The organism is Streptomyces macrolidinus, from assembly GCF_023887685.1.
In the GTDB taxonomy this organism is placed as follows: Bacteria; Actinomycetota; Actinomycetes; order Streptomycetales; family Streptomycetaceae; genus Streptomyces; species Streptomyces macrolidinus.
Window position 1 is genome coordinate 1 of sequence record NZ_JAMWMR010000042.1, and the last position, 14,033, is coordinate 14,033.

General features: G+C 71.6%; 13 protein-coding genes. 6 read left to right on the forward strand and 7 right to left on the reverse strand.

Features of this window, described 5'->3' with window-relative positions:
* Positions 1–186: 186 nt before the first annotated feature.
* Entirely contained in the window at positions 187–813 is a 627-nt protein-coding gene (locus tag NGF19_RS28540; protein ID WP_252428516.1) for a winged helix-turn-helix transcriptional regulator, read from the reverse strand.
* Positions 814–898: 85 nt separating this feature from the next.
* Here NGF19_RS28540 and NGF19_RS28545 point away from each other — a divergent pair, with 85 nt between their 5' ends.
* The 3 genes from NGF19_RS28545 (at position 899) to NGF19_RS28555 (ending at position 3,526) form a co-directional block, all read left to right on the forward strand.
* Positions 899–2,107, forward strand: a complete 1,209-nt coding sequence (locus NGF19_RS28545; protein ID WP_252428517.1) for a pyridoxal phosphate-dependent aminotransferase — start codon at positions 899–901, stop codon at positions 2,105–2,107.
* An 88-nt stretch (positions 2,108–2,195) separates the two neighbouring features.
* Entirely contained in the window at positions 2,196–2,846 is a 651-nt protein-coding gene (locus NGF19_RS28550; RefSeq protein ID WP_252428518.1) for a histidine phosphatase family protein, read from the forward strand.
* 44 nt (positions 2,847–2,890) lie between these two features.
* Positions 2,891–3,526 carry a hypothetical protein gene (locus tag NGF19_RS28555; RefSeq protein ID WP_252428519.1) on the forward strand — a complete coding sequence of 212 codons (636 nt, stop codon included), beginning with the start codon at positions 2,891–2,893 and terminating at the stop codon, positions 3,524–3,526.
* Here the strand turns inward: NGF19_RS28555 and NGF19_RS28560 are convergent.
* The 5 genes from NGF19_RS28560 to uraD form a co-directional block, all read right to left on the reverse strand.
* On the reverse strand, positions 3,496–4,896 hold the full coding sequence (locus tag NGF19_RS28560) for a nucleobase:cation symporter-2 family protein (RefSeq protein ID WP_252428520.1): 1,401 nt from the start codon (positions 4,894–4,896) through the stop codon (positions 3,496–3,498). The two genes, NGF19_RS28555 and NGF19_RS28560, sit on opposite strands and share 31 nt — an antisense overlap.
* A gap of 65 nt (positions 4,897–4,961) precedes the next feature.
* The gene (locus NGF19_RS28565; RefSeq protein ID WP_252428521.1) at positions 4,962–6,350 is read right to left on the reverse strand and encodes an 8-oxoguanine deaminase; all 1,389 of its coding nucleotides are present in this window, start codon (positions 6,348–6,350) and stop codon (positions 4,962–4,964) included.
* 71 nt (positions 6,351–6,421) lie between these two features.
* A complete protein-coding gene (pucL, locus tag NGF19_RS28570) occupies positions 6,422–7,378 on the reverse strand; it encodes a factor-independent urate hydroxylase (RefSeq protein WP_252428522.1) in 957 nt (318 codons plus the stop codon).
* A gap of 7 nt (positions 7,379–7,385) precedes the next feature.
* Complete coding sequence (gene uraH, locus NGF19_RS28575) at positions 7,386–7,748, reverse strand: hydroxyisourate hydrolase (protein ID WP_252428523.1); 363 nt, start codon at positions 7,746–7,748, stop codon at positions 7,386–7,388.
* On the reverse strand, positions 7,745–8,263 hold the full coding sequence (gene uraD / locus NGF19_RS28580; protein ID WP_252428524.1) for a 2-oxo-4-hydroxy-4-carboxy-5-ureidoimidazoline decarboxylase: 519 nt from the start codon (positions 8,261–8,263) through the stop codon (positions 7,745–7,747). The genes uraH and uraD overlap by 4 nt, the downstream gene beginning before the upstream one ends.
* A gap of 552 nt (positions 8,264–8,815) precedes the next feature.
* Here uraD and NGF19_RS28585 point away from each other — a divergent pair.
* Positions 8,816–9,511, forward strand: a complete 696-nt coding sequence (locus NGF19_RS28585) for a 4a-hydroxytetrahydrobiopterin dehydratase (protein WP_252428525.1) — start codon at positions 8,816–8,818, stop codon at positions 9,509–9,511.
* Between the two features lie 53 nt (positions 9,512–9,564).
* A complete protein-coding gene (locus NGF19_RS28590; RefSeq protein ID WP_252428526.1) occupies positions 9,565–10,302 on the forward strand; it encodes a response regulator in 738 nt (245 codons plus the stop codon).
* A 7-nt stretch (positions 10,303–10,309) separates the two neighbouring features.
* Here the strand turns inward: NGF19_RS28590 and NGF19_RS28595 are convergent, their stop codons facing one another.
* Positions 10,310–11,509, reverse strand: coding sequence for a sensor histidine kinase (locus NGF19_RS28595; RefSeq protein WP_252428527.1), 1,200 nt, complete (start codon positions 11,507–11,509; stop codon positions 10,310–10,312).
* A gap of 239 nt (positions 11,510–11,748) precedes the next feature.
* On the opposite strand from NGF19_RS28595, the gene NGF19_RS28600 reads away from it, so the two are divergent.
* The gene (locus tag NGF19_RS28600; protein WP_252428528.1) at positions 11,749–14,007 is read left to right on the forward strand and encodes an MMPL family transporter; all 2,259 of its coding nucleotides are present in this window, start codon (positions 11,749–11,751) and stop codon (positions 14,005–14,007) included.
* The last annotated feature ends 26 nt before the right edge of the window (positions 14,008–14,033 follow it).

A 14,033-nucleotide genomic window follows, 5' to 3' on the forward strand; every position in this document is an offset into this window, starting at 1 on the left:
GGGGCGGCCGGTGGGGGGGGCCGCGGGGGGTCGGAGACCGGGAACGAGACGGGGTGGAGCCCCGCCGCGCCCCAGGGGCGCGGCGGGCCTCTTCGCATGCGGTGAGTCTCTTCGCATGTGGTGAGTCTCTCCGCATGCGGTGGGTCTCTTCGCAGGTGGCGGGCCTCTCTCAAGAGGTCGCGGGGCTCACTCCCCGCGCAGCGCCTTGGCGAGCGCGCCGTCCCCCGACACCTGGGCGCGCCCGTCCTGTATGAGCTGACGCAGCGTCACCCCTCCTTGCGCCAGAGCCGTACACGTGTCGGCGTCCAGCGTGAGACGTGCGTCCGGATCGCCGGGCGCGGCACCGTTGCCGTACACCGGCCCGTCCTCGCCGCCCAGCCGGAGATGGAACGGGCCTTCGTCCAGGCGAACTTCGACCAGCCCCTCCCCCTTCACCGAACGCAGCAGCGGCAGGGCGAACCAGTGGGCGCGCACCGCGTCCGTGGGCCGGCGCTCGGCGAGCAGGGGTGCGCCCCAGGTGTTGAGCGCCTGCAGCACGGGGAGCAACGCCCGTCCGCGTTCGGTGAGTTCGTAGACGAAGGCGGCCCCCGGTGGCGGCAGTCGGCGTCGTGTGGTCAGGCCGTCGCGCTCCATGTCCTTCAGTCGGGACGCCAGAACGTCCGTGCTGACGCCGGGCAGATCCGCGTGCAGGTCGGTGTAGCGGCGGGGACCGGCCAGCAGTTCACGGACGATCAGGAGGGTCCAGCGGTCACCCACGGCGTCGAGGGCCCGAGCCGTGGAGCAGTACTGGTCGTAGCTTCGGCGAGGTGACATGCGACGCAGTCTAAACGCCTTGTTGGACTTTCCAAGCTGTCACTTGGTAAAACCAAGGAACCAGTTACCGGGAGGGAAGCGGCTCATGGAGTTCCGGCAGTCGAACAAGCTCAGTGAGGTCTGTTACGAGATCCGCGGCCCGGTGATAGAGCAGGCCAACGCGCTGGAGGAGGCTGGGCACAGCGTGCTGCGCCTGAACACCGGCAACCCCGCGCTCTTCGGCTTCGAGGCGCCGGAGGGGATCCTCCAGGACATGATCCGGATGCTGCCGCGGGCGCACGGGTACACGGACTCACGCGGCATCCTCTCGGCCCGGCGCGCGGTGGCCCAGCGCTACCAGGAGCGGGGCCTGGAGGTCGATGTCGACGACGTCTACCTCGGCAACGGCGTCTCCGAGCTGGTCTCGATGGCCGTACAGGCGCTGGTGGAGGACGGCGACGAAATCCTCGTCCCCGCGCCGGACTTCCCCCTGTGGACCGCGGTGACGACACTGGCGGGCGGCAAGGCGGTGCACTACCTGTGCGACGAACAGGCCGACTGGTACCCGGACTTGGCCGACATGGCGGCGAAGATCACGGACCGTACCAAGGCCGTCGTCATCATCAACCCGAACAACCCCACGGGCGCGGTCTATCCGAAGGAGGTCCTGGAGGGCATCCTCGACCTCGCCCGGCGGCACGGGCTCATGGTCTTCGCGGACGAGATCTACGACCAGATCCTGTACGACGACGCCGTGCACCACACGGCCGCCGCGCTCGCCCCCGACCTGGTGGTCCTCACCTTCTGCGGCCTGTCGAAGTCCTACCGGGTGGCGGGCTTCCGCTCCGGCTGGCTGGTGGTGTCCGGCCCCAAGCAGCACGCCCGCAGCTATCTGGAGGGCCTGTCGATGCTGGCCTCCATGCGGCTGTGCGCCAACACCCCTGCCCAGTACGCCATTCAGGCCGCGCTCGGCGGCCGTCAGTCCATCGACGACCTGACGGCGCCCGGCGGCCGACTGCGCGAACAGCGCGACCGCGCCTGGGAGAAGCTGAACGAGATCCCCGGGGTGAGCTGTGTGAAGCCGAAGGGCGCGCTGTACGCGTTCCCGCGCCTCGACCCCGAGATCCACAAGATCCACGACGACGAGCGGTTCGTCCTGGACCTGTTGCTGCGCGAGAAGATCCAGGTGGTCCAGGGCACCGGCTTCAACTGGCCCTCCCCCGACCACTTCCGCATCCTCACCCTCCCGCACGCCGACGTCCTGGACACGGCGATCAGCAGGATCGGCCGCTTCCTGAGCGGGTACCGGCAGTAGCCGCCGGCCCCTGTGCCGACCGGCGCAACCGGCGGTGCGCGGGGCCTGAGAAGGTGTCACCGTACACAGGAAGCGAAAGGGTGCGGCCATGGGTGACCTTCTTCTCGTACGGCACGGTGAGACCGAGTGGTCGCTCTCCGGGCGGCACACCGGACGGACCGACGTCCCGCTCACCGACAACGGTCGCGAGCAGGCGCGGCGGCTGGCCCCGCTGATCGCCCGACACCACATCGCGGAGGCGTTCGTCAGCCCGATGCGGCGGGCGCAGGAGACGGCGCGCCTTGCCGGGGTCGGCGGGGCGCGTGTCGACGCGGATCTGTCCGAGTGGGACTACGGCGGCTACGAGGGGATCACGACCGTCGAGATCCATCGGACCCGGCCCGACTGGTTCCTGTTCACCGACGGCGTGGCGCCCGGTCCGCCCGAGCAGCCCGGGGAGAGCCCGGACGAGGTCGGGGCCCGGGCCGAACGCATGCTCGCCAAGATCGACGCGGCGCTCGCGGAGTCGGAGGGCAGCGTGGTCGTCGTCTCGCACGGACACTTCCTGCGGGTCCTGGCCGCGCGGCGGCTCGGGCTGCCCGTGTCGGCCGGGGCGCTGTTCCAGCTCTCCACGGGGACGATGAGCCGGTTGAGCACGGAGCACCGGCGCCATGTGGTGGCGGGGTGGAATGTCAGACCCGACGCCTACTGTTCCCATGGGTCCCTCTCCGCGGGGGAAGCGGGGCCCGACCGGCCCTGACCGGCGCACGCGCGCGTCGGCCCCGCGGGAAGGAGTACGCCCCCATGACCCCACCGCCGACCGCCGCGCAGCGACGTGTCATCGACGCCGCCGATCCCGTGACCGGGCGGCTGACGGGGACCGAGGCCCAGCTCGCCGCGCTGGTGAAGCGAGGTCTGGCCTTCCGGCATCCGCGTCCGCCGCACGACCACTTCCTGACTCCCGCCGGACATCGCATACGCGAGGCACCCGCCGAGGAAGCCGTACGGGTCGCTCCGGTCGCCCCGGCCGCGGCGGACTCGGGCGTGTTCGCCGCACGGGTCGGCGGCGAGGAGACCACCGACACCGGGCCCGCTCGGCTGCGGGAGGTGCGCGGGGCCTGGCAGGGGCTGCTGGAGCTGCGCCGGATGACCAGCCCGGACGGCGCCACGGACCGCCCGTGCGACTGGGAACGCAAGCATCTCGTACGCGCAGCCGCGCTCGCTCTGGAAGCGGCCGGCCACCGGCCCGCGACCGCCGACGGCGACGGCTACCGGGTGCGTACGACGCCGCAGCCGGAGGCGGTAGCCGTGCACGGCCCGGACGTCACAGCGCTGCGCGCCTGCGCGGGCACGCTGGAGGAGGCGGGCTGGCAGGTGAGCGAACACACGGAGCCGCGGTCGAGGGCGCGCTATCTGCTGGCGTCACCGCGCCGGGTCTGAGGGACCCCCGACGCCGAGGGGCTCGTACCACCGACCCCCGTCTCCGTCGGGTGGGTCGCGTCCCGTCGCGGCCCCAGGTGGTGGAAGACCAGGTTCAGCAGCACCGCCGTCACACAGCCCGTCGAGATGCCCGAGTCCAGGACGATCCGCGCGGTGTCCGGGAACGCGTGGTAGAAGTCCGGGGCCGTGATCGGGATCATGCCCACGGCCAGGGAGACCGCCACGATCAGTACGTTGTCGCCCTTCTCCGGACCCGCGCGGACCAGGGTCTGGATGCCGCTCGCGGCCACCGAGCCGAACAGGACCACGCCCGCACCGCCGAGCACCGGACGCGGTACGACGGCGATGAGGGCGGCGGCCATCGGGCACAGGCCCATCAGCACCAGGAAGCCACCGCCCGCGGCGACGACGTAGCGGCTGCGGACGCGGGTCATGGCGACCAGGCCGATGTTCTGCGCGAAGGCGCTGCACATGAAGCCGTTGAAGACGGGGCTGAGCGCCGAGCCGAGGGTGTCGGCGCGCAGCCCGGCCGCGATGGTCCTCTCGTCCGCGGGCCGTTCGACGATCTCGCCGAGGGCGAGCATGTCCGCCGTGGATTCGGTCATGCTCACCACCATCACCACGCACATCGACAGGATCGCGGCAAGCTGGAACCGCGGGGCCCCGAAGTGGAACGGGGTGGGGAAGCCGACCACGTGGGCGTCGGCGACCGGGCCGAAGTCCGTGACGCCGAACGGGATCGCGATCAGGGTGCCCGCGACCAGCCCGATCAGGACGGCGATCTGCTGGACGAAGCCCCGGGTGAAGCGGCGCAGCAGCAGCACGATGACGAGCGTGCCCCCGGCGAGGCCCAGGTTGCCCGCCGAACCGTAGTCGTGCGCCGCCGGGTCGGGGCCCTGCGCCCAGCCGAAGGCGACGGGCAGCAGCGAGATGCCGATGAGAGTGATCACGCTGCCGGTGACGACGGGCGGGAAGAAGCGGACGGCCTTGCAGAAGACGGGAGCGCACAGGAAGCCGAGGAGTCCGGCGACGATGACCGCGCCGAAGATGACCGGCAGGGCGTCGGACGTGTCCTTCGTGGCGGCGACGATCGCGGTCATGGGGGCGACCCCGGCGAAGGTGACGCCGTTGACGAACGGCAGCCTGGCCCCGATCTTCCGGACGCCGAGGGTCTGCAGGACGGTGGCCAGGCCCGCGGTGAACAGGCAGGCGCCGGTGAGGAAGGTCAGGTCGGTGGCGGACAGGCCGATGGCCGCACCGACGATGAGGGGCGGGGCGACGACTCCCGCGTACATGGCGGCGACGTGTTGCAGGCCGCTGGTCGCCGTTCTGAGGGCGGGCAGTGTCTCGTCAACGGGGTGCGCGGCCACGGGGGTTCCTCCGGTCGGCGGTGACGCCCGGCCGGAAGCTCACGTGCCCCTCCCGGCCGGGACCTTCAACTGCTCGGGCCCTGCGCGGTGATCCGCGCGAGGCGTCGTGCCTCCGTCCGTGTGGAGCAAGCGATCGCGTCCTCGTCGACATGCACCAGCCTGCCGTTCTCGACGACCGGTTCACCGCCCACGAGCGCGAGCGTGACCGGGGCCGCCGCGCCGAGGACCAGCGCGGTCACCGGGTCGGCGATCGAGGCGTGGGCCAGTGTGTCCAGCTTCCACAGCACGAGGTCGGCCAGCTTGCCCGGCTCCAGCGAGCCGATCTCCCGTGCCCTGCCCAGGACTTGGGCGCCACCGTAGGTGCCGAGGCGCAGCGCCTGACGGACCGTCAGAGCAGCTTCGCGATGGGCACCCAGGCGGTTGATGAGGACGGCGTTGCGCAGTTCGGTGTGGAGTTCACCGGACTCGTTGGACGCGGTGCCGTCGACCCCGAGACCGACCGGCACGCCCGCGGCGAGCAGGTCGGGTACGCGGGCGATACCCGCCGCCAGGCGGGCGTTGGACGACGGGCAGTGGGCGACGCCCGTCCCGGTACGGGCGAACGCGGCGATGTCGGAGTCGTTCATATGGACGCAGTGCGCCATCCACACGTCCTCGCCGAGCCAGCCGGTGGACTCGAAGTAGTCGGTGGGGCCCATGCCGAACAACTCGTGGCAGAACCGCTCCTCTTCGACGGTCTCCGAGCCGTGGGTGTGCAGCCGTACGCCCTTGCTCCGCGCCAACTCCGCTGATTCGCGGAGGAGTTCGGTCGAGACGGAGAAGGGCGAGCAGGGGGCCACGGCCACCTGGGTCAGGGCGCCGAAGGAGGCGTCGTGGTGTTCCTTGATGGTCGCCTCGGTGGCGGCCAGCGCGCCCTGGAGGGTCTCGACCGCGAAGTCCGGGGGCAGCCCGCCGTCCGAGGCGCCGCGGTCCATGGAGCCGCGGGCGAGGGTGAAGCGGAGGCCCGTCTCGCGGGCGGCGCGGACGACGGCGCCGGACAGGTCGCCGGAGCCCTTCGGGTAGATGTAGTGGTGGTCCATGGCGGTGGTGACACCGCCGCGGGCCATCATCGCCAAGGAGCCCTGCGCGGCGGCGTACACCATCTCCTCGTCGATGCGCGCCCAGATCGGGTACAGCGCGACGAGCCAGTCGAAGAGGTGGTGGTCCGTGGCCAGGCCCCGGGTGAGCCACTGGTAGAAGTGGTGGTGGGTGTTGACGAGGCCGGGGGTCAGCAGATGCCCGGAGGCGTCGACGCGGCGTACGACGTTCTCCAAGCCCTTCGGGGCCCTGCCCGCGCCGACAGCCTCGATACGGCTGCCGTTGACGACGAGGTGTCCCGAGGCGTACTCGGTGTCCTCGGCGTCCACGGTCGCGATCGAGCAGTTCTCGATGACGATGCGCCGGGGTGCTTCCATGGGCGCTCCTTTCGCTCTGCCTTCGCTCTGCGCAGGGGGCCGGAAAGGACCGGGGGCCACCGACAGACGCGTCACAGGGTGGTGAGGTCCACGGGAATCCGCGCCGCGGAGCCCTCCCGCAGGACGGTGGCCTCGATCAGACCGTAGGGGCGGTCGGCGGCGAAGTACACGGCGCCGTCCGCGGTGGCGTTCTTCAGCCCGAACGGCTCCAGGTCGACCAGGAAGTGATGCTTGTTCGGGAGCGAGAGGCGGACCTCGTCGATCTCGTCGCGCTGCTCGATGACGCGCGCGCCCATCTGGTACAGCGTCTGCTGCAACGAGAGGGAGTAGGTCCCGGCGAACGCCTGGAGCAGATGCTTGCGGATCTCCTCGTAGGACTTCTCCCAAGCGGGCATGGGCTGCTCGTCGCCGCTCCAACCGAACCGCCAGCGGCCGGAGACCTCCGTGGCCAGGACGCGGTCGTGCGTCTCGGGGAGCGTCGTGTACTTGTCCTTCACATAGCCCCAGAACTCGGAGTCCGTCGTGTTCATCACGACGAGGTCCTTGAGCCCGGAGACGACCTCCCAGGACGAGCCGTCACAGGTGATCTGGGCGAGGCGGGTCTCCTGGCCCTTGCGGACGAAGGAGTGCCGGGGCACGTCGGCGCCGAGCGGCGCGGGGTCCGCGTCGGAGGCCTCGATGCGTTCCCAGGCGTACTCCTCGATACGGATGCGGGCGCGGTGGATGGGCTCCTGCGAGATGACGAAGTGCCGCGCGAGGTGGATGCCGAACTGCTCGGCGGACTCGATGCCGTACTCCTTGGCGAACGCGTACACCGTGTTCTTGGTGGTGTCGGTCGGCAGGACATGGGCGTTGGAGCCGGAGTAGTGGACCTCCTCCATGTCGCCGCTGAGCGACACCGAGACGTTCAGGTCCTTGAGGTGGTGGGTGGCGCCGTCCCGCGTGACCTTCACGACGCGCGTCTCGGCCTTGCCGTACTGGTTCTGCCCGAGGATCACGGGGCGGGCGGGGCGGGTGTGTTCTGCCATGGGTCTGCTAGCTCCCTCGGTATACGGAGTAGCCGAACGGACTGAGCAGCAGCGGTACGTGGTAGTGCTCCCCGGCCGCGACGGCGAACGTGATCGCGACCTCCGGGAAGAACACTCCGGACGCACCGGCCGGGTGCTTCTCGGCGTACGGTTCCACGACGAAGTCGAGCCGTACATGGGTGGTTCCTTCCGGCGGGGCCGGGAGGTCCTGGCACCGCCCGTCGGCGCCGGTCGTGGAGCCGCCGAGCGGCTGCCAGTCGGCGTCGCGCCCGCTGCGGGCGGCGAGCCGGACGGCGACGCCCTCGGCGGGGCGGCCCGCGCTGGTGTCCAGGATGTGCGTGGACACGGAGGCCGTGGTGCTGCTGCTCATGCTCGGGCGTCCTCTTCGACGAGTCGGGCCAGTCGGATGCGGTTGATCCTGCCCAGTTCGGTGCGGGCGATCTCCCACTCCCGCTCCGGCGCGTTGCCGATGCGCTCCTCGATCGCGTCGCGCATCTGCTCACCGGTCCGGCCGGTCGCGCAGATCAGGAAGACATGCCCGAACTTCTCCTGGTAGGCCAGGGTGAGGTCGAGCATCTCCGCCCTGAGGTCCGCCGAGGCGTCGGACATGCCGCGCTGCTCGCGGACCGAGGCCGGATCGCCGGGGGCGGGGCGGCCGATCGGCGGGTGCGCGGCCATCGCCTCCGCCAGGTCGGCCGTGGTCAGCCCGGCCGTGGCGGCGTCACTCGCGGCGTGGAGAGCGGCGATGGTGGCGTAGGGACGGGCGGCGAGCAGCGCGCGCACCCACGCCGTGCAGGCGCACACCTGGTGGAGCACGGCGAACGCCGCGGACTCCTCCAGTCCGTTGAACCGGGCCAGGCCCGGGGGCGCGGAAGTCGAGGTCACGGGAACCTCCGTGGCGGGGGTGACCTTCGTGCTGAGCGGACTGAGCCGGCTGCGGCCAGCTAACGCCCTTCATCATGCGGCGTCAACGGCGTGTGGAGGATTCGGGGGACCGCGGAGGGCCACGCCGCTCGGGTCCGTGAGCCCCGGCCCGGTACACCTACGGCAGCGCGCGTAGACCGCCTACGCAACCCTCAAATGAACCTCTGAACACGGGCGGCAAGGCTTCAACTCCCCCCGTGCTTGGGCACATTCTCGGCGTACGGGGCCCGCCGGCACGGGGGCGGCGGGCCCTCGGGAGGGGTCGGCCCGGAGATGGCGGTCCGTCGGGGGGCGACCGTCATCGCCGGGCCGTGACGGGTTGTCAGTGGTGGCCGCTAGTGCCGTGTCAGGCAACGTTCGCCCCGTCGCGACGCCCGGCACGCACTCTCGCCGCACCGGACGAAAGCCCACGTACGTCCAGTACGAGGGCTTCCGTCCGGCACACCGAGAGCACGCACCGAACGCCGCTCCTTAACGGGCAAACGTTGCCTGACACGGCACTAGGTTCTGCGCATGACCTATGAAGGCACGATCGAGCGCGTCAGGCCGCAGCAGTTCCACGAGACCGTCGGCCTGGAGGACTGGCGGGTCCTCGGTGAGGGAGCGTGCGCGTACTTCCGTACGGGATCGCTGGCCGTCGGCGCGAAGCTGGTGCAGGCGATCAGCGAGTTGCCCGGCGTCGGTTCCGGTCACCCTGACATCGATGTGCGACACGACGGCGTGACGGTGCGGCTGATCACCCTCTCCGGTGACTTCTACGGGCTGAGCGAGCGGGACGTGGAGCTGGCCCGACGGATCACGGCCGTGGCGCGCACGCTCGGGATACCGGCGGACCCGTCGGCCGTGCAGACGGTCCAGGTCACCGTCGACGCCCTGGCCGGTCCCGCCGTGGTGCGGTTCTGGCGTGCCCTGCTCGGCTACGACGACCGTGCGAACAGCCCGGAGGACCTGATCGACCCGCAGCGTCGCGGGGCGCCGTTCTACTTCCAGCGGATGGACGCGCCGCGCCCGCAGCGCAACCGGGTCCACATCGACGTCTGGGTGCCCTATGACCGGGCCGAGGCCCGTATAGCCGACGCCGTCGCCGCCGGTGGCCGCCTGGTGGACGACGCGCACGCGCCGGGGCACTGGGTGCTGGCCGACCCGGAGGGCAACGAGGCCTGTGTCGGGACCGCCGGGTGGACCGGGCCGGCGCCCGCCCGGCGGTGACCGCGCCACCTCGCACACCCTGCGGTCGCGGGTGCCTGTGATAGGAACGGGCGGTGTCCGGTACGCAGATTGACGTGGTGATCGCCGACGACCAGGAGTTGGTACGGGCGGGCTTCGGCCTGATCCTGGGAGCGCAACCGGGCATCCGGGTCGTCGGCGAGGCCGCTGACGGCGTGGCCTGCATCGAGCTGGCGCGCCGTCTGCGTCCGCAGGTCGTGCTGGTCGACATCCGTATGCCGCGGCTGGACGGTCTGGAAGTGGTACGGCAGTTGGCCGGGCCGGGGGTCGCCGATCCCCTGAACGTGGTGGTGATCACGACCTTCGACCAGGACGACTACGTACGCACCGCGCTGCGCAACGGCGCGTGCGGGTTCCTGTTGAAGGACGCCTCACCCGGGCTGCTGGTCGAGGCGGTGCAGGCGGCGGCGCGCGGCGATGCGCTGGTGTCGCCCGCGGTGACGGTGCGGCTGTTGAAGCGGCTGGAGGAGACCGAGCGTGGTGTGGCCCCGGAAGGGGCGGACGCCGCGGGGCTGAGTGAGCGCGAACGGGACATCGTGCGCCTGGTGGCCGTGGGCCGCACCAACCAGGAGATCTGCGACGAGCTGTTCCTGTCGCTGTCGACGGTGAAGACGTATCTGGGGCGGATCCAGGTCAAGCTCGACGCCCGGAACCGGGTGGAGGTGGCGGCGTGGGCCTGGGAGCACGGGGTCGTCCGCTCCGGAAGCCCTGGCAGTCCCGGAAGCCCTGGAGGTCCCGGAAGTTCTGGAAGTCCCGGAAGCTCCACACGGTGATGCGGCGCTACGGGGCCGACGGGGGCGGAGCGACCAGGGGCAGCGTGGCCTGAACCTGCCAGCCGCCGCCGGGCAGTGGCCCCGCATGCAGGGTGCCGTCGAGGGCTTCGACGCGTTCACGCAGACCCAGCAGGCCGAACCCGCCACGGCCTCCGGTCGGTGCGGCGAAGGCGCGGGCCGGTGGGGTGTTGGTGACGGTCACGCGCAGCCAGGCCGGTTCGGCGTCCAGGTGGACGACGGTCCGGGTGCCCGGTGCGTGGCGGCGGATGTTGGTGAGGGCCTCCTGGACCACGCGGTGCACGGAGACCTCGACTTCGGGGCTGAGCCGGGCGGTGCGGGCGGCTGCCGTGGCCTCCAGGCGTGCCGCACCCTCGTCGTGGGCGGTGGCCGAGTGCGCGGAGACGAGATCGCCGAGTTCGGTGAGCAGGTCGCCGGGGCGCAGCGCGGTGTGGTTGTCCTCGCGCAGGACGCGTACGAGACGGCGCATGGACTCCAGGGTCTCGCCGCCGGACCGGGCGATGGTGCGCAGGATCGGTTCGACCTTGTCGGGCGCCACGGTGTGGATGGTCAGGGCGGCGTTGGCCTGGACGATGATGTCCGTCATGTGATGGGCGATGAGGTCGTGCAGATCGCGGGCGAGGGCGAGGCGTTCGGCCTGGCGGACCTCACGGGCGGTGCGTTCCCTGCGGGCTTCGAGGGCGCGGACGGCGCAGCCGATGGTGACGCAGACGGCCAGGGCGACGGTCAGCGTGTAGCCGCCTGCGACGAACGTCGACCACGCTCGGGCGCGCAGCGGGAGCAGCAGGACGTCCACGCAGATCGCGATGGTCCAGGCGGCTGCCGTGGCGGGCCTGCCGGGGCGGGCCGTGGTGCGGATGGCGAGGATGAGCAGCCCGGTCGTCTCCAGCGCTCCCCACCAGGTCAGGCCGCGCGGCTCGATGAGGCTCCACAGCGTCAGCGCGAGGGAGAGCGTCACGACGACGGCGACGCGCCGGTCCAGGGACGGGGACCAGGGGGTGTCGAGGACGGCGAGGACGGTCAGCGGGCCGGTGACGAGCAGCGGCAGCCAGGTGGTGGGGGAACCGAAAGGATCAGGGCTCCGGCTGAGCAGGATCAGGTCCGCGGTCCAGGTGAGGGCGAACGCGAGCAGGCCGCTGACGGTGACGACCCGTCGGACGGCCGGGCTGAGCGGAATGTGCCGGTCCACGGGTCCCAGCGTAGGAGCGTGAGCCGACGTCCGTGTCGGCCGAATGACCGACAGACCCGCGTGCGACCAGTACGTACGGCTGACGTGACGGGCTGTGGCACGCCGGAATCATGGGACGGACGTCGGCCGGTGCCCCCTTCCCCCGTCACGTTCGTGACCTCCGGCCTCCGGTCTTCGGCCGGGCGGCCCCGCTGACCGGCGCGCTCCGATTCGCACCAGTAGAAAGTCTTCCCCCCTTCATGGCCACCTTCCTGCACCGGATCGGCCGGGCCGCGTTCCAGCGGCGCCGGCTGGTGCTGTTCCTCTGGGTCCTCGTGCTCGGCGCCATGGGCGCCGCCGCGGCGAACAGCTCGGGCGGCGCCTCGTCCGCCTTCACCCTGCCCGGCACCGAGGCCCAGCGCGCCAACGATCTGCTGGGTGACAAGTTCCCCGCGGCCAACGCCGAAGGGGCCACGGCCCGCGTCGTGCTGCGCGCCCCGGACGGGGAGAAGATCACCGGCTCGCGGTACCGGGCCGAGGCGACCGCGACGCTGAAGGACCTCAAGGGTTCGTCCTCCCGCGTCGCTTCGGTGAGCGACCCGTTCACCGGGGGCGCCGTGAGCAAGGACGGTACGACCGTCTACGCGCAGGTCGTCTACCGGGCCGCGCCCGCCGATCTGACCGACCGCGATCACGAGCGGTTCGACGCGGCGCTGGCGGACGGCCGGGGCACGGGCCTGACCGTGGAGGCGTCCGGGAGCGCGCTGGCCCCGGCGAAGAGCGGGTCGTCCGCCGAGGCCATCGGTTTCGCCCTGGCGGCCGTCATCCTGCTGCTCACGCTCGGCTCGCTCGTCGCCGCGGGTCTGCCGCTGCTGACGGCCGTGCTCGGGGTCGGCGTGAGCGCGTCCGCGATCACCGCGCTGAGCGCCGTGTTCGACCTGAACAGCAGCACCTCGGCGCTGGCGACGATGCTGGGCATCGCCGTCGGAATCGACTACGCCCTGTTCATCGTCTCCCGTTACCGCGCCGAACGCGCCGCAGGGTTCGACGCGCGTGAGGCGGCGGGCCGGGCCAACGGCACCGCGGGGTCGGCCGTCGTCTTCGCCGGTCTGACCGTGATGATCGCGCTCGTCGGGCTGGCCGTCGTCGATCTGCCGGTGCTGACCGCCATGGGGATCGCCGCCGCCGGGGCCGTCGCCATCGCCGTACTGATCGCGATCACCCTCGTACCGGCGTTGCTGGGGTTCGCCCCGGAGCGCTCCCGGGGACGCGCCCGCGACCGTGCGGTCGCCGCCACCGCCGCGGGTGCGCGGGACACCGCCGACAGCCACACCGATCGTACGGGCCGTACGGGCAAGGCGGCGCTCGGCGAGCGTTGGGCCGCGCTGATCCTGCGACGCCCGGCGCGGGTCCTCCTCGCCGCCGCGGCGGCGCTGATCGTGATCGCGCTTCCGGCGACCAAGCTGGAGCTGGGTCTGCCGGACGACAGCACCCAGCCGACCTCCACCACCCAGCGCAAGGCGTACGACATGCTGTCGGCGTCGTTCGGCGCGGGCTTCAACGGCCCCCTGACCGTGGTGGTCACCGACGAGGACGCGGCCACCGCCCGGAAGGCCGCCGCCGAACTGCGGGCCACGATCGGCACGTTCGACGACGTGGCCGTGGTGGCCCCCGCGGTGTTCAACCCGGCCGGTGACACGGCCATCCTCTCCGTCATCCCCAGGAGCGCCCCCTCCAGCGACGCCACCAAGGACCTCGTCGGAGACATCCGCGCCCTCGCCGCGGAGACCCACCGCACCACCGGGGTCCAGGGCATGGTCACCGGCACCACCGCGCTGAACATCGATGTCTCCGACAAGTTCAGCGCCGCGCTGGTGCCCTACCTGCTGGTCGTCGTCGGCCTCGCCGTCCTGGTGCTGACCCTGGTCTTCCGCTCCGTCCTCGTGCCGGTGAAGGCGGCCCTCGGCTTCCTGCTGTCGGTGCTCGCCTCGCTCGGCGCGGTGGTCGCGGTCTTCCAATGGGGCTGGCTGAAGGGGCTGTTCGGGATCGAGCAGACCGGGCCGATCATGAGCCTGATGCCGATCCTCACCGTGGGCATCGTCTTCGGACTCGCCATGGACTACCAGGTGTTCCTCGTCACCCGTATCCGAGAGGCCTACGTCCACGGCGCCGACCCGCGCCGGGCCGTCACCCTGGGGTTCCGGCACAGCGCCAAGGTCATCACCGCCGCGGCCGTCATCATGATCTGTGTGTTCGCCGGGTTCATCGGCTCCACCGAACCCGTCATCAAGGCGCTCGGCTTCGGCCTGGCGGTCGCCGTCGCCTTCGACGCCTTCCTCGTGCGTATGACCATCGTGCCCGCCGCCCTCGCCCTGCTCGGCCGCCGCGCGTGGTCGCTGCCCGGCTGGCTCGACCGCGCTCTGCCGGACGTCGACATCGAAGGGGAGAAGCTGACCGCGCGGGCCCCGGACCTGCCTCAACAGGCCGCTCCCGCAAGGGACTTCAGCGGGCACCCCTGATCCCTGACGGCCGTACTGACTCCTGC